This window comes from Cytobacillus solani (genome assembly GCF_006704205.1).
Taxonomy (GTDB): domain Bacteria; phylum Bacillota; class Bacilli; order Bacillales; family Cytobacillaceae; genus Cytobacillus; species Cytobacillus solani.
The window spans coordinates 1,669,707-1,687,578 of the sequence record NZ_CP041305.1 but is presented as its reverse complement, the minus strand read 5'-3'; the positions used below and the strand labels follow the sequence as shown (position 1 = coordinate 1,687,578).

The 17,872-nt window shown below is 35.7% G+C and carries 12 protein-coding genes, 1 pseudogene and 1 other annotated feature; of the genes and pseudogenes, 7 read left to right on the top strand and 6 right to left on the bottom strand.

From position 1 onward, the window contains the following. Nucleotides 1-65: 65 nt before the first annotated feature. The 3 genes from FI644_RS08645 to FI644_RS08635 all read right to left on the bottom strand — a co-directional run bounded on the left by FI644_RS08645 (nucleotide 66) and on the right by FI644_RS08635 (nucleotide 6,135). Entirely contained in the window at nucleotides 66-1,955 is a 1,890-nt protein-coding gene (locus FI644_RS08645) for a serine hydrolase domain-containing protein (protein ID WP_053477982.1), read from the bottom strand. A gap of 735 nt (nucleotides 1,956-2,690) precedes the next feature. Next, nucleotides 2,691-4,118, bottom strand: a complete 1,428-nt coding sequence (locus tag FI644_RS08640) for a serine hydrolase domain-containing protein (protein ID WP_056681939.1) — start codon at nucleotides 4,116-4,118, stop codon at nucleotides 2,691-2,693. 745 nt (nucleotides 4,119-4,863) lie between these two features. Further along, nucleotides 4,864-6,135, bottom strand: a complete 1,272-nt coding sequence (locus FI644_RS08635; protein WP_056681801.1) for an IS110 family RNA-guided transposase — start codon at nucleotides 6,133-6,135, stop codon at nucleotides 4,864-4,866. Nucleotides 6,136-6,321: 186 nt separating this feature from the next. Here FI644_RS08635 and FI644_RS08630 point away from each other — a divergent pair. The 3 genes and pseudogenes from FI644_RS08630 (at nucleotide 6,322) to FI644_RS08620 (ending at nucleotide 10,450) form a co-directional block, all read left to right on the top strand. After that, nucleotides 6,322-7,449: pseudogene (locus FI644_RS08630) on the top strand (IS3 family transposase). 475 nt (nucleotides 7,450-7,924) lie between these two features. After that, nucleotides 7,925-8,114, top strand: a binding site (T-box leader). Between the two features lie 51 nt (nucleotides 8,115-8,165). Further along, on the top strand, nucleotides 8,166-9,587 hold the full coding sequence (gene nhaC, locus FI644_RS08625; RefSeq protein ID WP_053477984.1) for a Na+/H+ antiporter NhaC: 1,422 nt from the start codon (nucleotides 8,166-8,168) through the stop codon (nucleotides 9,585-9,587). After that, nucleotides 9,584-10,450: an MBL fold metallo-hydrolase gene (locus FI644_RS08620; RefSeq protein WP_053477985.1), complete on the top strand. Its 867-nt coding sequence runs from the start codon at nucleotides 9,584-9,586 to the stop codon at nucleotides 10,448-10,450. The genes nhaC and FI644_RS08620 overlap by 4 nt, the downstream gene beginning before the upstream one ends. 543 nt (nucleotides 10,451-10,993) lie before the next feature. Here the strand turns inward: FI644_RS08620 and FI644_RS08610 are convergent. Further along, entirely contained in the window at nucleotides 10,994-11,182 is a 189-nt protein-coding gene (locus FI644_RS08610; RefSeq protein ID WP_053477987.1) for a hypothetical protein, read from the bottom strand. Between the two features lie 313 nt (nucleotides 11,183-11,495). On the opposite strand from FI644_RS08610, the gene FI644_RS08605 reads away from it, so the two are divergent. The 4 genes from FI644_RS08605 to FI644_RS08590 all read left to right on the top strand — a co-directional run bounded on the left by FI644_RS08605 (nucleotide 11,496) and on the right by FI644_RS08590 (nucleotide 15,291). Then, complete coding sequence (locus FI644_RS08605; RefSeq protein WP_053477988.1) at nucleotides 11,496-11,960, top strand: OsmC family protein; 465 nt, start codon at nucleotides 11,496-11,498, stop codon at nucleotides 11,958-11,960. Nucleotides 11,961-12,487: 527 nt separating this feature from the next. Further along, nucleotides 12,488-12,763, top strand: a complete 276-nt coding sequence (locus FI644_RS27345; RefSeq protein ID WP_369692294.1) for an Lrp/AsnC ligand binding domain-containing protein — start codon at nucleotides 12,488-12,490, stop codon at nucleotides 12,761-12,763. Between the two features lie 700 nt (nucleotides 12,764-13,463). Further along, on the top strand, nucleotides 13,464-14,435 hold the full coding sequence (glpX, locus tag FI644_RS08595; protein ID WP_053477989.1) for a class II fructose-bisphosphatase: 972 nt from the start codon (nucleotides 13,464-13,466) through the stop codon (nucleotides 14,433-14,435). Nucleotides 14,436-14,865: 430 nt separating this feature from the next. Then, nucleotides 14,866-15,291, top strand: a complete 426-nt coding sequence (locus FI644_RS08590) for an SRPBCC family protein (protein ID WP_172797595.1) — start codon at nucleotides 14,866-14,868, stop codon at nucleotides 15,289-15,291. A gap of 238 nt (nucleotides 15,292-15,529) precedes the next feature. Here FI644_RS08590 and FI644_RS08585 read toward each other — a convergent pair whose 3' ends face one another. Both FI644_RS08585 and FI644_RS08580 read right to left on the bottom strand, forming a co-directional pair. Then, the gene (locus FI644_RS08585; protein WP_053477990.1) at nucleotides 15,530-16,069 is read right to left on the bottom strand and encodes a cysteine hydrolase family protein; all 540 of its coding nucleotides are present in this window, start codon (nucleotides 16,067-16,069) and stop codon (nucleotides 15,530-15,532) included. Nucleotides 16,070-16,216: 147 nt separating this feature from the next. Next, the gene (locus tag FI644_RS08580; protein WP_053477991.1) at nucleotides 16,217-17,851 is read right to left on the bottom strand and encodes a PucR family transcriptional regulator; all 1,635 of its coding nucleotides are present in this window, start codon (nucleotides 17,849-17,851) and stop codon (nucleotides 16,217-16,219) included. Nucleotides 17,852-17,872 lie beyond the last annotated feature (21 nt).

Here is a 17,872-nt window from a genome sequence, read left to right as displayed (position 1 = left end):
GGGAACATAAGCATCCTCATCGTATTTATTGAAAAACCGGACAAACACTGCCCGGTTTTGATAGATTAAATTAAGTAGAAATTGAGAAGAAATAAGTTGAAAATAAAACAAACGAAAAGCAAAAGTAATTGCGTTATTTTACCAAATATCTTACTGTTTTTAAAATGTTTAAAGATGAAATAGGCACAAACTACAGTCATTATAGGGAATAACCAATTTATCCACACATGAATACGCATTTGTGATAATGGTTGAAATGGATCGGACGTAAAACGACTAAATAGGATGATGCTGTTTACTATTACTAAGAGTCCCGCACCAGATAATAATGGCGTAGCCCAATGCAAGTTTCCTTTCTCTTTCTTCTTTAATTTCCTTACTCCCCATCTAACGGCGAAAACGATTGTATAGAGGATAAACGTTATTACACTAATCAAAATGAAAGCTAGGTTTATGTCCACACGCTCCTTTAGTTTTACAGGCAGGTAATCACTGATTACTCCATGTGACATCTTTATCACATTCCCTTTATCATCCAAGTCAAAAGCGATTCGACTTGTATCTATGCCTGATTTATCTAATAAAGTGAGTGTATCATCAGCACGTTCATAGAGCAGTGGGCTTGTTTCAATATAGTGAATTGGCTCAGGTGCCATCGTCGATATAAAGTTGATCCCTCCTTGAGGATTTTGTTGAATAGTGACATCACTATTGCTCACAATCGGTAAAAGCTTTAAAAAGTTGGTGTACAGTCCCCTTGCCATTCGATAAGTGCCTTGAACAACCTCGTCATTCTCACTATTTTCCCCATGTTCAATAGATTCATTTTTTCCTATTAATTTATCAACTAAATCAACTCTTAATCCTGTCATCTCATTCGCCACATTCATTAGTAGCACATATCCAAACTTTTCTTCCGGAACAAGAGTCAGTTGTGAGGTATACCCAATGACATTCCCACCATGTTCAAGTAACCGATACTCCCCACTATATCGCTCCCAAAATCCATGAGCATTTCCTGGTAAAAGCTCATGAACTTGATATGTTTGTTCATGCATTTTTTCCAAAGTGCTCATATGCTCGAATAATGAAGTGTTCTCCGAACCAAGCTGTGCGATCATAAATTGAGCCATGTCCGCTGCCGTGGTATTTAAAGAACCTGCTGGAGTATCATTTACAAATGCCCAATCAACAGTCTCAAAGTGATCACCATTTTTTCGATAGCTTTTCCCTTTAAAATCAGCGATTTTAGGAATCTCAAGATAGTTTGTTGCAAAGGTTGAATGCGGCATTCCAAGCCTTTCAATAATATTTTCCTGCATATAATCGGCATAACCCTTTCCTGACACACGTTCCACAATTAACCCTGCCAACGAGGTACTATAGTTTGAATAAGCTGTAACTGTGCTTGGTTTAAATACTTGCTTTGGTTGATAATATTCCGATGATAAAAATTTTTCTAGTGGAATCACTTTTTCTGGATCAGTCGTTAACAGCTGATCTGCTTTATCCTCGAATCCAGCTGTATGGTTCATTAAATCCATCATAGTCACTTTATCTGGAAATGTGAGGTTAAGGTAGTTTTCAGGTAAGTATTCGCGAATATCTGTTTTTAAATCTAACTTACCCTGCTCCACTAGCTGCATAACAGCACTCCATGTATATAGCTTAGATACCGATCCGGCTTCAAAGACCGTTTTCTCCGGATCGACCGCTAGCTTTTGCTCTATATCAGCCAATCCGTACCCCTTTAATAATAGGACTTCACCATCTTTTACTATAGCTAGGGCTGCACCAGGAATTTCCGTTCCAATATACTTCTCCATTATATGATCAACTGTCTCCTCAACTTGATCCACCTTTAAGCCTGAGGGAAGCTGTTTCATTTCGGCAAAAGTTGTAAGTGGGAAAAGAAACAACCCCACTATGAAAAACATACTTTTAATTTTTTTCAATCCATACTCCTCCTTTTAGTTACAAGCCTTTCTTATTGGCCATAGATAAGACGTACCCTTCTTTGAAATCGTTCATATTAATTGTCATGAAGTACAGGATCATTACTGCGCGTTAGTTAGACCGTGAATCATAATCGGTGTTTACAACCATTTCTTCCTTCTGAAACTGGTGAAAAGCACACAATGATTCATCATCCCAGCGCACTAGACGTATAAAACGAAATGTTACTGTATTTTTGAATCATGCGTTAAAGGATTTGAAAGTAGATTAATTAGAAATGTTTTTTTATCAATTAGAAGGGTTTTGAAAAAAATAAAAGAAAAAAGAGAGTGGAGGTGACCTTGTTATTCGAAAGCTGATGGATGAGGGCTTATCTTAAACATTATCAAAATGAAATTAAATTCAATACTGAGCATAGGAATGAATCGATTTAGGTCTTATTCCATTATAGGGCCATTTAATGGAATAAGACTTTAAACAAAACTGGATATTGTGCAGAAATAATAAAGATGTTTAATTTACAATAAAGTCATTTAAAAATAATATAGTTGTTTAAAAATCCTTATTCCACGAACAGAGCAGGTTAGTGGAAGCAATAGTAATTAGGTTTGACTGAGAAAATTGTCGATGAAATTAAAAAAGACACCGAAGTGTCTTATGTTTTTCAAATTAAGCATACCGATAAATTGAAATTTAATTACTTAACATTATGCTTATCTTGGGAGCGAGGTATTCTATCGGTGAGTGTATACAAACCATGTAATGCTTGCTGTTAATAATGCTGACGAAATCAAAGCTGTAAGAACGCTATATGTTTGCCAAATAAGTATCGTTGACCAATCGAAAGCACAGCACAGTATACCCTGGGCAATCGTAGCGAGCAGGAAAATAACTGTTACGATTATTCTCTTTTTTGTCATTGGCTGCCGCTCATTCGTTTTCCTTCTGCGTAATCCTAAGAGAATTAGCAAAACGGCCAATAGGCAAAGAATAATTGTGATAGACGACAAAATGATATCCAAAAGCTGTGTGCCGCTTATTTCATATGACTGAGTTAGATTGCCGTCTAATATATCTTTAACTTTTAGTACCAGGTTTATATTGGTATTTGCGCTGTTGCTCAGCAAGCAGATGGCTGTTCTTTCATTTAGCAGTATGGCTACTTGGGTTCTGAAATTTGGATTGCCCCCAGTGTGTTCTATAATCGTTTGGTCGGCGTTTACCGACCAGCCTGCCGCATAATACATATCGTTGACAGCCGAAACAGACATATCACCCCTATGTGATTTTTCGATAACCGTGTGAAATATTTCGGGTATGTCCTGCACGATACCCATCTGTATGCCCATCCAACGCGCCATATCTTTTGTATTAGAAATGATGTAGGCTGCTGGTTTATTCCCAGCATAATCCGGAGCTTTAAATGGAGTTGTCATAAAAAAGGAAGAACGGTAGCCCTGTGCCAACTGTCCAGTGGCTTGAGCATCTTCTTTATAAACATACGTCTGGTGAAGACCTAACGGCTGAAATACCTGTTCCCTCATAAAATCTTCATAGCTTTGTCGCGAGACAATCTCAATAACCAAACCCAATACGTCATAATTAACGGTTCCATAGTTATACTGTTCACCGGGAGGGAACGCCAATTCAGCATCTATGAGCATTTCCACAGTCTTTTGCAACATATCCGGTGTATTGCCTTGTGGAATATTTTGAGTATGCCTAATATTTGTTAGACCACTGGTATGGTGAAGAAAGTTATTTAGTGTAAGACTTTGCATATCAACAGGTTTCCCTTGATACTTTAAAGTAAACCAAGGTAAATATTTTTGGACAGGGTCAGTCATTGAGAGCAGCCCTTGCTCTTCCAACAGCATAATACCCATACCGGTAAAAGCTTTACTGACCGAGGCTAACTCATAGAGTGTATTTTCACTTGCAGACAACCCCTTTTCACGGTCTGCATACCCTGAAGAAAAGTAGAACACTTCATCATCAGCAAGTATTGAGATTGACATTCCCGGTACACCTGATATACGACGGGCATCATCTAGCAACGCTTGTATTGCCGCAGATTTCGAATCTGATAGCGCATAACTTTGTGTTGCCAATCCTGAGAATAATATAAATATCATTAATATAAAAACAATAATCTTTTTCATAAACTCTCCTTTTTGAAAAATTATAAGAGAATCATATAAATAATCTACTTTTACAACTACTAAACTAAATATTAATTTATCTTTCAATTCACCTATATAATATCAAGTAATTGTGAAGAGTTACTCTTAAACGAAAAGATACGTTAGTTCAATAAGAAGTAAACAACTTTATTATTCATTTTTTAAGTAATATATAAACAGATGGAAGTAATTTGAAACTACTTTAAAGAGCCTTGCTACGTAGAATGTAGTAAGGCTCTTAGCTTTTATTAATCAATATTCAATAACTTTATTATCATTATACAGATATTTATGTGAGATTGTGAAGAAATGTACTTAAACTCCCTCAGATAGATTCTGTTTTCTCTCAAATGCTCGCTTATTCGCAGGATTTCAAACCACTTTGTAAGAACAATAACGGATGATTGAAATAATTATAGATATTTGGGCTACATGAATGCATGCGGGAATAGAGGAGTAGAACAAATACCCCACTTATTTCCAGTATACTGCACGCTTACTCCACGCCGCCCCTGGAGGCTATCCCTCCCATGTCTCAACGGGTCTAAGCCCTTTCATTCCTTCGTCATGCCTATCCAAGGGGTGGAGGCCGGTTTTGCTAACGGAATGGGTCGCAATGCCCTTTTGTTTAAGTATTCCAGTACTCCGTGCTTTCTTTGAGATCCTACGAATAAGCCAATATTCAACAATTTTTATTAGTCGTGTTCAACTGAAGATAATTGGGTTATGCTGCTGGTATTAATGGGTATACTTTTTCTGGACAATAAGACTCGTTTCGCCGGGCCACTCCAACTAATAATCTTGCCAACTTACCAATAAGTTTCATTATTGACTTCATTTTCTTCATCTTTTTAACCTCAACATTATAAGAGTGAAGAGCTTTAAACTCAGGATTATTTGCCACAAGACTAAGTGTTGCTAGAAATAAATATCGCCTTAAACGAGACCTTCCTCGTTTAGAAATTACAATTTGTCCTTTCCATTTACCTGAGCTAGCCTCTACTAGATGTAGACCTGCATGACGTAATAGAGAATTACCATGTGCGAACTTACTGAGGTCGCCAGTTTCACCTAAAATGCCACCTAGGGTTACTTCAGTTAATCCTTTAATACCAAGTAATTTATCTGAAAAAGTAATGTTTTTAAGTACTTCACTTACTTCTTTTTCGACTGTTTCAAGTTGGATTGTGGCGAGATCAAATTCGTCGAGTAACATTTTTAGGTGTAGTTTATAAGCATCGTAGGCTTGAGTGGTACCTACAGAATTCTTAGATAGCTTAATCAATAATTGAGCTTTCTTCAAGCCAGGTTGTCGTTTCATTAATGATTTCCATCCATTTACTATATCTTTGACATCTAAGGAACGCAGTTCCTTTGGTGTTGGAAATAAGCGAAGAGTCGTAATGGCTCCTTTTCCTTTTACATCTTTAAAAACCTCCCGAAATTCAGGGAATACAACATCTACCCATCGGTTAATTTGATTCGCAGAGCTCACAAGACGTTTAACAATAACGTCTCGATTTGACATTAGTACTCTAAGTTCCTCAAATGCTTCCGAAGTTGGGCGAATAAAGGAGTAGTATCCATTCTTGACCATATCCGCAATCACAAGGGCATCCTTCTTATCACTTTTGGATTGGGTGTTATCACGATTTTCTTTGTTCCTTTTAACAAGATGAGGATTTACAGTTACTACATCCACACCTTGATCGTATAGCCATTTAGATAAGTTTAACCAGTAATGTCCAGTCGGTTCCATACCAACTATTTCGGTACTATAACCTTTTGAAATTTTTAACCTATTAATCCACTGAAATAAACTGTCGAACCCTTCTTCATTATTTTCAAAAGTAAGGGGTTCACCAATCACTATTCCACGAAAATTCACAGCTCGGGCAACATGCGTTTTTTGTGCAATATCTACCCCAACAACGAGATGTTTATCTGAAATTCTTTCTATTAGTTGATTTTGTTTGTCTTGCATTTTAAACTTCATATTAGAGCTTCCTCCTTAGAATGTGAGTTTTAGAGTGGTGTCTATACTCATATCTTACTGAGGGGCTCTATTTTTTTCAAAGTTGATAATTAACGTTCTACAGGAATGCTAATGGAGCTAGTATAGAAGTATGGACACATTTTAGTTAAGTCCTTATCCTAGAAATTAAGAGAGGACGTGTCCGTTATGAAACAAAAACGTTACAATCAAGAATTCAAAGAAACGATTGTTGAACTTTATCGTGCTGGTACTCCCGTCAACCAGCTTGCTAGCGAATATGGTGTCTCAGAAGTAACTATTTATAAATGGATTAAAGTGCATTCTCCTATTGGGGGAAATGAGTCATTAACACCCGCTGAAATCGCAGCTATTCAAAAAGAAAATTTACGTTTAAAACAAGAGGTAGAAATATTAAAAAAGGCTATGACCATATTCGCGAAAAAGTAATGGATCAAGAAATTATCGAACATATCAATGAAGAAAAGGCACACTATCCTGTTAAAACCATGTGTCGTGTATTAAAGTTGCCTAAAAGTACTTATTATCAAGCTGCCCATAAAATGCCTTCGGCCTATCAAATAGAAAATGAGGAAATAACCAAACGTATCCGAGAAATCCATAAAGCAAGTAAGGGTCGTTATGGAGCTCCTAAAATTCATTACTTATTGCGTAAAGAAGGATTTCAGGTGAGCATCAAACGTGTACAACGCTTAATGAAACAGGCTGGAGTTCGTTCTATTATTGTTAAAAAATATCGTCCTGCATCATTTCAAGGTCATATAGAAGAACGTGAAAACAGATTAGAGCAGGATTTTCAAACAACCTCTATTAATGAGAAATGGGTAGCTGATATATATTCACACACATAAAGATGGCTGGTGTTACTTAGCTTCAGTGCTAGACCTTCATTCTAAGAAAATCGTAGGATATAACTTTGCCCGACAAATGACGGTTGAATTGGTTACACAAGCACTAGACAATGCCATTCAAAATCAAGACCCTAATGAAGGGGTTATTTTGCATACGGATTTAGGCACACAATATACGAGTGAAGCATTCCAAAAGCAGTTAAAGCAACATGGATTCATTCAATCATTTAGTCGAAAAGGTTGTCCGTATGACAATGCATGTATGGAATCATTTCATGCAACATTGAAAAAAGAAGAGGTTTATAGGAACCGATATCTGGACTTTGAAACTGCAAAAGTAGCCTTATTTACTTACATTGAAAGCTGGTACAACCGAAAGCGAATTCATGGCGCAATAAACTATTTAACACCAGATGAAGAAGAAACATTATGCCGAGCAGCATAAGGAATGGGACTTAACTTTTTTATGTCCAAGATATTGACTTAGATCCAACAAATAACTATTCACTAAAAGATGTTTATCACTTTATTCTTCGAGATTTTTATTCAGATCGTTATAAAGAAAATGGTAAGATGCAGTACCGCATTTGGGAAGCTAATCGTATCCTTTTTTAACCCCGTCCTAAATTTAGAACGGGGTTATGCTTGTTTGGCTTATTAAACTATATAACTTTATTATCTTTTTACACGCGCATGCCAATTTATTTCCAGAATATGATTGGGATGGGGGATCCATCAAATATCACCGAGCCCAAATTCGGGATTATATGGGATTCAGAGAATGTACTCTCAAAGATCTGAAACAACTTTTAATTTTACATTTCTAAATAATATTGTGTTTTTTATTGAAAAAATCATTGACTAATGAAGAATCTTCTTCTAATATATCTTTATACTTAATTACACAAAAGCACAAAAGCATAAAAGCGTTGAACTATTACAGTAGCTAATACAATTCTTGAAAGCAGAGACCTGATAGCGGTGAAAATCAGGCAAGAAGTATAGTGAATTACAATTAGGGAGCTGAATTTCCGGTTTCGGCCGTTATCTAAACAAGAGAACAGAGTAATCTGTTAACTAGGGTGGTACCACGGAGCTTCCGTCCCTTTTTTGGGATGGGGCTTTTTTTATTTTTTAATCATTTAGAAGGAGAATCATAAGATGAAAAAAGAAATTACTATGGGGATTGCAATCCTTCCTATACTAGCTTTAATCATTTCTGCAGCTTTATCAATATTCGTTTGGAAAGCAGGTATGCATATTCCATTAATGATCGGGGTAATTATGGCAGCAATCGTTGCGAAGAGTTCAGGCTGGAGCTGGGATGAGGTTCAGAAAATGATGGTTAATGGAGTTGCCAGAGCATTACCTGCAGTGTTTATTTTACTTATTATTGGCATGATAGTCGGTTCATGGATTGCAAGCGGCGTAATACCAACGATCATATACTATGGACTGTCCATTATTAAGCCAGAAATATTTGTCCCTATTGTAGCCCTTGTAACTGGCATTGTTTCTGTTACATTAGGAAGCTCTTTCACTTCTATTGCTACAATTGGACTTGCTTTCATGGTGATTGGAGAAGGACTTGGCTTTGCTCCGGGACTTGTTGCAGGTGCCGTGATTTCAGGGGCCTATTTTGGAGATAAATTGTCCCCCGTTTCTGACACAACGAATATCGCTCCTGCAATGGCTGAAACAGATTTATTTAGTCACATTAAGCACATGCTTTGGGATACTCTGCCTGCATTTTTCTTATCAATCCTTATGTATTGGATTGTCAGTAATTCCCCGGCTGCTAGCGATGGTGCAGATACGAACGTAATTGATACAATCAAGACCGGTCTGGACAATGTTTTTTTGATTCATCCTCTTTTATTGCTTATGCCGGTGCTAACCATCTTTTTAATGATTATTCGTACTCCTGCAATTCCTGCATTAATGGGCGTTAGCCTACTTGGTGGAGTACTTGCCATATTTGTCCAGGGATCTTCTGTATCAGATATTATTCAAGTAATGACAAGTGGGTATTCCGTTGAATCAGGTGCAGATGCATTAGATTCATTGCTAAATCGTGGCGGAATAATGTCCATGTTGGGTACAATTGCTTTATTAATCATTGCTACCGCTCTTGGAGGTATTTTAGAAGAGACAGGATCATTCGAAGAATTAACACGGAAAATGATGCGAAGGGTAAAAACAACGGGGACCTTAATCAGTTCAACCATTCTATCTACATTTGTTGTAGCATTTGCAAGTGGCGCACAATTTTTGGCGATCATTTTACCGGCGAGAACATTCGTAAAAAAATATAAGGATATGGGTATAGATACTAAAAACCTTTCACGTTGTGTTGAAGCAGCCGGTACAGTTGGTATAAACCTTGTACCATGGGGAGTTCCTGCTGTATTTGCGACTAGCATTCTGGATGTTAGCCCAGGTCAATTTATTCCGTATGCTTTCTTTGTTTTCCTTGTTCCGCTTATTAATATCATATTCGGCTTTACTGGATGGACGATTTCAAAGAAGAATTATCATGAAGATGAGAAGCTATTGAAAGATAAAGGGGAAATTTCACTATGAATGACGTGATTTTAAATGTATTGGGGACAGCACAAGATGCTGGACTTCCACATCCGAATTGCTTTTGCAAAAACTGTTCTGAGGCGATCAACAATCCGAAGTTTAGGCGTCTTGCTGCCTCATTGGCTATTGTTCTTCCTCATGAGGGAAGATGGCATTTAATAGATGCGTCACCTGATTTAAAAGAACAAATGACTAAGCTTCAATTAAAATACAATATGCAAGGACAGCTTATGGATAGTATCTTTTTAACCCATGCCCATTTAGGTCATTACCCGGGGTTGCTTTTTTTAGGTCGTGAAGCAATTGGTGCTGCTGGTGTACCGGTGTTTGCAGGTGGAAAAATGAAACAATTATTAGAAAACCATGCACCTTGGAACCAATTAACTTATCTAAAGTATATCAATGTGTTAGAACTGAGCAATGTACAAACCCTTCGCATTTCTCAGCTTGTAAAGATTAAACCAATTGAAGTTCCACATAGAAATGAATTCTCTGAAACCTTTGCCTTTGAAATTGAAGGACCAAATAAAAAAGTCCTTTACATTCCAGATATCGATCGCTGGGATGAATGGGGCCAGGACATTTACAACGCATGCAGTGAAGTTGACGTTTGTTTACTTGATGGAACATTCTATTCAACAAAGGATCTTGAAAAAATTGGCCGTGATTTCAGAGAAATCCCCCACCCTCTCATGACAGAAACAATGGATAAGCTTCAAAATTTAGTAGGCCAGAAAGAGATTTATTTTACCCATCTAAATCATTCGAACCCTGCCATTGACTCGAATCGGCAAATAAGAAAGCTAATTGAAGAAAGAGGATTTCATATTGCTGAGGATGGTATGGAATTTAGATTGTGATTATCATAGTGGACTACGTATTGAATGATAACCTTGCCAACTATATTTTCTCTGGGGGCAGGTATAAATAAAAAGGTAACCAGATGGCTGCCTTTTTGTTTTTTTACTTATATTTAGGGGTAGCGTCAGGAAAGTGCGGTAACTTAACTAGTTATAGTGGATGACTTTACAGTATTCAATGTAAAGTTATCCGTCTTTTTGTTTCTTTAAATCCTAGTTAACTATATTGATTTTTATAGTATTTATAGTAAACCAAGAAAGCTAATGCCTGTGTTATGCTACCTGTAATACCTAACGAACCTAATAATATTGTCCATTTATACGGCGATAAAACTCCGAATAATGTAAGCCCACTCCTATCAATCCATTTGTAACCGCGCTAATCCTTAGTGACCGTTTACTTGGTTTTGGAAATCGAACGGATACTCCTGTAAGCTCACTTGCTTTTTTACAAGCATTATCCATCGTAGCATACATTTTATTAATCATCATGTTCACCACATTAGAAAACTACATACGAGAAAACCCAATTAGATATAGCCCCTAAAAATCTAAAATGGATATACAAACCCAACCACCAATTTTTTTCTCTTTAGTTTGTTGTTGCTTTTTCAACAATAATAACAGTCCCACAGCAAGCAAAATAGCACAGATTATAATATTTGAGATGATTGATATTGGCGCTGTACTTTTCAAAAACTCGATAATGTTTCTAAATACATCACTCATCATTTTTACTTTCCTCCATTCAATTTTTCACAGCATTTTCGTTTGAAGATTCGTTGCAATCGCTATCTTGAGTATGTACGCGCTAAGATTTTGTGTTTTCATCAAGGGCATTTTCTGATAAATTAAATCCCGTTCAGCTTCCATCACTCGGACAATAAGCTGAACAGGTCGTTTTCGATTTTGTTTTCTATAAACACATATTGCTCAATGTTTCACAATGTGTCTACAGACAATTTATTTGAAAAGACTTATATTATATGTGTAAATAGAAATTATTTGGAAATAAAATTACATCAAATGGAAGGATGAATGAACTATGCCTAAGACAACTTTTCAAGCGACTGCTCATTTGCAACAGGGGGTTCAGGTTAAAGCTAAATCTCGTAATTTCGAGATTATTATTGATGAGCCAAAGGAATTAGGTGGAACTGACACTGGAATGAATCCTGTTGAATTAACTTTAGCTGCATTAGGTGCTTGCCAAGCAATTGTTGCTCGAGTGTATGCTAGAAAGTTCAAAATAGAATTTGATGATCTATGGATTGATGTAGAAGGGGACCTTGACACAGATGGCTTTTTGAATAAATCTGATGTACGCCGCGGTTATTCTGATATTCGTTTTAATATACATATTGCGACTGATGCACCTAGAGAAAAAGTGGAAGAGTTTGTAGCGTTTATTGAAAAGACATGCCCAGTTGGAGACACCATCGCAAACCCAGTGAATCTAAAATTAAATGAGATTATTTTAGAACCATGCAAAACTGGCGCAGTGAAATAACTTTATTAAAACAAATAAATTTTCTCTTTCACACTTATATAAAGGAACCATCAGAATTAATTGTAGAGATTTTAATGTAAAATGGATTTAGAAGAAATCGAAACAGTAATATGCCGAATAATATACAAAATGTAATAAAAAATATTCGAAGCCGATCAGCAAGAAATGCCAAACGCAACTGCTTTAACTGAATTCTCAAAGGAATTAGTACCTGAGAATAACCCCTTAACAAATAAAATATAGTACATAGAATACATTTAAACAAAGTGACAACCATTGATTTATTAATGATTGTCACTTTGTAGTTAAGATAACCGCATATTTACAACGGTAAGAAAATGTTAGTGAATTATCCGGCCTTCAAAACGAAAACCGGATTCCATTTAAACTTTATAATAAATACCAAGATAAAACTTTTCTTTTTATCTTTAGGGTCTTTTTTAAGCAATACCATAAAATTTTAAAAATTATTAATCCCAATTCCTATGTTTATTTATCTCTCTCTTTTTTCTAAACGCATTTTCTAAATCAATATCGAGCTTGGTTGCACCGACGCTGATACTGGGCCTAACACAAAGTGCAATAATTTCGTTGATTATTGTAAGAAGGCTTCACAAGTAGTAGAGTGTCACCGAATTAGCGGGGAATACAATTATTTGATTAAAGTAGTAGTTGAATCAACAAAGGAACTTGAATTATTTGAAAATGATAGTATGAAGTATGGCGATTCCACTACATTGATTTCCTTATCATCACCTATTGAAAACAAGCCATTGATACCAAATTTAAGTGTTGAATATTAATAATGTAATTTTAAAATAAAGTTTAACCGTTTATAAGAAGATTGATCAAAATACCAGTTATTTATGGAAGGCGGCTATCAAATCAAGATTTTGTGATTGTTTTGATCAATCTTTATTTTAAAAACAAGTGAACGCATCATAGTCCAAATTAAGTTTTGAACAATCTTTTTTTCAAAAACAAAAATAACCCATGTTGATAAAACAGCGTTTGTAGCATGTTTCTTATCAAACTTTATTATAAAGCTACAAAAAATTCTAACTTAGTCTGTAAACCACCAACTCAAATAAATTTTAAAAGAAACTGATTAGCGATAAAAATCTAATCAGTTTCTTTTTTGTATTTGGCAATTAAGAAATGCGATAATTTGTTAAAGAACTTCCTACTAATTAATCATGTTTAATTATAAACATGCCTTATTTATTAATGTGCTATTTATTAATGACAATATTTTATTTCAAATAATTTCTATCATTGTTCATCTGCATATTGATGTACTCATCTTTGAGATTCCAGCTTAAAACCAGAAAATACCTGCAACTACAAAAGTCTACTCATACTTTATCTTTACATAAACCTATTTTTAATCACATTCATTATGTATGAATGAGATAATCATATCAATCTATAGTGTAGCACTATAATTGGAATGTGTTATACTAATTACTGTTGTATGAAAACTTAATTTTTGGAGGGTTTATTTTGAAACGTGAACTCGCATTGGAAGTTGTACGTGTTACTGAAGGAGCAGCTTTAGCTGCCGCAAGTTGGCTGGGGAGAGGCGATAAAATAAGTGCTGACGGTGCTGCTACTAATGCTATGAGAAAGATTTTTGATTCAGTAAATATGCAAGGTAAAGTGGTCATTGGTGAAGGAGAAATGGATGAAGCACCAATGTTATATATAGGAGAAGAACTTGGTACAGGTAATGGACCGCAAGTAGATATCGCCGTAGATCCTATTGAAGGAACTAATATTGTTGCAAAAGGGTATTCAAATGCAATTACGGTTCTAGCCATCGCTGACCAAGGGACTCTGCTTCACGCTCCAGATATGTATATGGAAAAATTAGCAGTGGGCCCTGCTGCTGCAGGAAAAGTAAACATCAACGATTCAATTGAGAAAACGATAGACATTGTGGCAGAGGCAAATAAAAAGAGAGTGCAAGATTTAACAATTATGATTCTTGAAAGAGATCGACATCAAGACTTAATTAACCGTATTCGTGCAAAAGGGGCAAGGGTGAAATTATTTTCTGATAATGATATCAGTGCTGCAATTGCTACTGCATTGCCAGACACTGGTGTTGATTTATTTGTAGGGAGTGGCGGCGCACCTGAAGGCGTCATTGCCGCAGCTGGACTAAAATGCTTAGGTGGAGAATTGCAAGGAAGATTACTACCTGAAAATGATGATGAAATCTTACGTTGTAAACAAATGGGTATAGACAATCCAGATAAAGTTTTAATGTTAAATGATCTTGTATCAGGGGATGATGCTATTTTTGCAGCTACAGGTGTAACATCAGGAGATATATTAAAAGAAGTGCGCTATTTAGGAGACAACTTAGTTGAAACAGATTCTATTGTCATGCGTGCAAAAACTAAGACCATTCGTTTTATTAAAACCATTCATCATCTTGAGCATAAGCCCTATGTCCAACAAGAAAATTAACAATTTTAACCACAAAGCCTGTTTTATTTTAACAGGCTTTTGTAATTAGTCTATAATACGAACCTGGCGGCTATAGTTATTTTAACAAGATGGATGGAGCATTCGTCCATGGAGGATTAGTGCAGTTTTATATTAAAATATTCTTGTCTTGTTAAGACGTGTTTTAACTAGTGATCAGATAAAATTTAATTCTTCTAATGTGTAATTTGTGAAACGATACCATGTTGTTTATAACAGTATAATAAGATGTTCTTAAAAGGAAATCGACATTTTTGATATACTAGTTCTCACATATATAGAAACAAAATATCGAATTATTTTTTAACTATTTTTAATAGTTAAATTTATTGGGAATGCTTATAATATATTTAGGCACCTCATGTGGACAGATTACAGGAAAGTTTTTGTATTTATAGAGGAGGGAAATCAAATGCAAACATTTAAAACAGTTACAGTAGAAACAACAGTTCAAGCACCATTAGAAAAGGTGTGGAAGTATTGGACAGAGCCAAATCATATAAAAATATGGAATAATGCTTCAGATGATTGGCACACACCTTTTGCTGAAAATGATCTAAGAGCAGGAGGAAAATTTGTTTCAAGAATGGAAGCCAAAGATGGCAGTGCTGGTTTCGATTTTGGCGGAATCTATGATGAAGTAAAATTACATGAGGTTATTGCTTATACTATGGGTGATGGAAGAAAAGTAAAAATCACTTTTAAAGGTCAAGAATACGGAACCGAAGTAATTGAAGCTTTTGATGCGGAAACTTCACAACCGATTGAGTTTCAACAACAAGGATGGCAGGCGATTTTAAATAATTTTAAAAAATATGTTGAGCAAACAAACAAATAAAAAGCTGCTCCAGTTATTATTTTTATAAGTCATTAAAATCAGCTAGTGGCATATCTGTGGAAATATAATAACCACAGATATTGCCATTTTTTATATTCCTCTATTGTACTATCCTATTCCTTTAATTGAAGAAAAAATAGGTTGCCGCCGCAGCCCAGAATTTCTTGAAGAAGTGCACCTGTTATTGCAAAATTGTATCTTTATATTTTTTATTAAAGTAGTAGCAATACAAACGGTATTAATTTAAACTAATCTGCCCATATGAAAACTGAATCTCTTTTGTTTCCTTAAGGGTAGCAAAAGCATTACCCAACACTTCATTGTGATGATCAATAATTTGTTTAGCACTTAAGGTATTGGAATTCCATGTCCGATGAGCGTCTTTGACAAGTGTGATAGTATAGCCGAGACTAAATGCACGGCGACTCGTAGTATCTACGCAATACTCGGTTTGATTTCCTGCAATAACAAGATTTTCGATTTGTTCTTTTTTAAGTTTTTCATGAAGCTCGGTTTCGTGAAAAGAGTCGGGTGTGTGTTTTTGGATTACAGCTTCTCCTTCATTTGGAGAAATTGAAGAATGAATCTCCCACTCAGGAGTTCCACGTTTGAATTCTTCATCATTATGTTGAACAAAAAAAACAGGGACGTTAGCAGTACGTGCCTTATTAATTAAATCCTGAAGATTTTTGAGAAGCTGTTCTCCGTCGTATATCGGGTTGGACTCATCAAACATGGCATTTTGAATGTCTATAATCAACAAAGCCGTCTTTTGCATTTTCTTAACCTCCCAGTACAGATGTATTAGAGAATTCTACATGATTGATAAAAAACCTCCTAATTATTTTGACATCGCCTCTTTTACATAACCTACTTCGGGTACAATGAAAATGCGATTTTTTTGGTTATGTTCTCGTCTGTCTTCTTATTTCGTATACATCGTTCTCATCATTAAAGCCATGCGAAGGTGGAGGGAGTTTTCTGAGTCATGGACAGAGTAGCCTAAAATGTCCTCACATTTGGCAATGCGGTATTTTACTGTGTTGCGATGGACAAACAGCTTCTTAGCTGTTTTTGAAATTTCACAATGATGATCGAGGTAAACTATTAATGTATGTAGCAAATCATCCTCATCCTTTGATTTAGGATAGGAGAGAGAACGCAATGTATTTTCATAGAATTTTTTAATATTTTGTTCAGGGAGTAGATGCATTAATTCCTTTAATTGCTTTGTTTCATAAAAGTGAATAAAGTGATATTGAAATAGATCAAAACCGTTTTCCCATGCTTCAACAGCCTCGTTATAAGTAATGGCTATATCGATAACCTCTTTTACGAGACTTCCTGCACCAAAGGAAAGAGAAACCTTAACGTTTTCCATAACTTCCTGCTGAAATTTCTCAAGTCTATCTTTAATCAAGCTTTTAACAGGCTCATTCGTATTAAGTGGGAATTGCAGCAAAATAACGAAATAGGCATCTTTGAGAAAGACAATCGGATTAGCTTCTGTTTGACAGAAAGATATGTTTAAGTATTCGTTCAAATAGTCGTAAATTCTGTTCATCATATCTGCACTTTTCTCTTTATCAATCGTGCAGACGATGCAAATATATTTTTGATGATCAAGTAAGCCGTGCTGCTTTCCTCGATGAATCATTTCCTGTTTCGTTGTAATATTGCCATCAACTAGCGACCCGAAAAAGTTATTCTCTAACATCCGGCTATTTTCTTTAATCGCTTCATTTTTTAATAAAGTAAAGGATATGACCGTAGATGCCTGTTCGATCGCTAATTGTGAGGAAGGATACGGCAGCCTGTCATAGTTGAAAATTAGGAGTAGAAATGGATATAGACGAGTTGTTTTGACAGGGAAAATATTGATCGGCATTTTTATTTCCAATGCATGAGGGTTTTGAATAAAAAACTTATTTTTTTCTCTGTAATGATCTATATCGCTTTTAATAATAGAACTGACTTCCTCCTTCACATTTTTCATCGTATTTTGTTCGAAATGATGAGAATAAGAAATAATATCGCCAATTGGATTAAGCAGCAGAACAGGGCACTTTAATAAGGTTCCGAGGTTTTCAATGAGTGTTTGTAATTTATAGCCCTTCATCATCATATTCGTAAATTTCTTATGTACGTGAATAGCGTAAAATAACTCTTCAATCTTGTTGTCCCATAGAAATCCCAAAAGCTGATGGGAGACAGTTCCTAAAGTTAAAGATTCTGGAATTCGAATGATTGGGAAATCTAAGGCATTTGCCAGCTTGATCACTTCGTCTGGAATATTATCGATAAAGCGTTTCAGTTTAATGGCCATCCCAGCGCATGGTCGCTCATTGATTTCTGAAATAAACTTGCTGAGTGTACGAGGATCTTCCTGAAAAGCATAGCCAGTCGTTAATAACAAAGAATTCTCGGCCATAAAGTGAAAGACATCAGGTGTTTCTGATATTTCGATTGTATCGACTCTTCGTTTTAATCCAGCATGCCCCGCGATGATTTCCGCCTCTTGAAAAACATCAACAATAAATAAATCCTCTAGCTTTTTCATAGGGGTTCCTCTCAATCTATC

What these genes read in the sequence shown, in the direction of transcription:
- FI644_RS08585 (WP_053477990.1), bottom strand. Translation starts at nt 16,069, where the DNA reads ATGCAAAAGACGGCTTTGTTGATTATAGACATTCAAAATGCCATGTTT.
- FI644_RS08635 (WP_056681801.1), bottom strand. Translation starts at nt 6,135, where the DNA reads ATGAAGTTTAAAATGCAAGACAAACAAAATCAACTAATAGAAAGAATT.
- FI644_RS08640 (WP_056681939.1), bottom strand. Translation starts at nt 4,118, where the DNA reads ATGAAAAAGATTATTGTTTTTATATTAATGATATTTATATTATTCTCA.
- FI644_RS08620 (WP_053477985.1), top strand. Translation starts at nt 9,584, where the DNA reads ATGAATGACGTGATTTTAAATGTATTGGGGACAGCACAAGATGCTGGA.
- FI644_RS08580 (WP_053477991.1), bottom strand. Translation starts at nt 17,851, where the DNA reads ATGAAAAAGCTAGAGGATTTATTTATTGTTGATGTTTTTCAAGAGGCG.
- FI644_RS08590 (WP_172797595.1), top strand. Translation starts at nt 14,866, where the DNA reads ATGCAAACATTTAAAACAGTTACAGTAGAAACAACAGTTCAAGCACCA.
- nhaC (WP_053477984.1), top strand. Translation starts at nt 8,166, where the DNA reads ATGAAAAAAGAAATTACTATGGGGATTGCAATCCTTCCTATACTAGCT.
- FI644_RS08610 (WP_053477987.1), bottom strand. Translation starts at nt 11,182, where the DNA reads ATGATGAGTGATGTATTTAGAAACATTATCGAGTTTTTGAAAAGTACA.
- FI644_RS08605 (WP_053477988.1), top strand. Translation starts at nt 11,496, where the DNA reads ATGCCTAAGACAACTTTTCAAGCGACTGCTCATTTGCAACAGGGGGTT.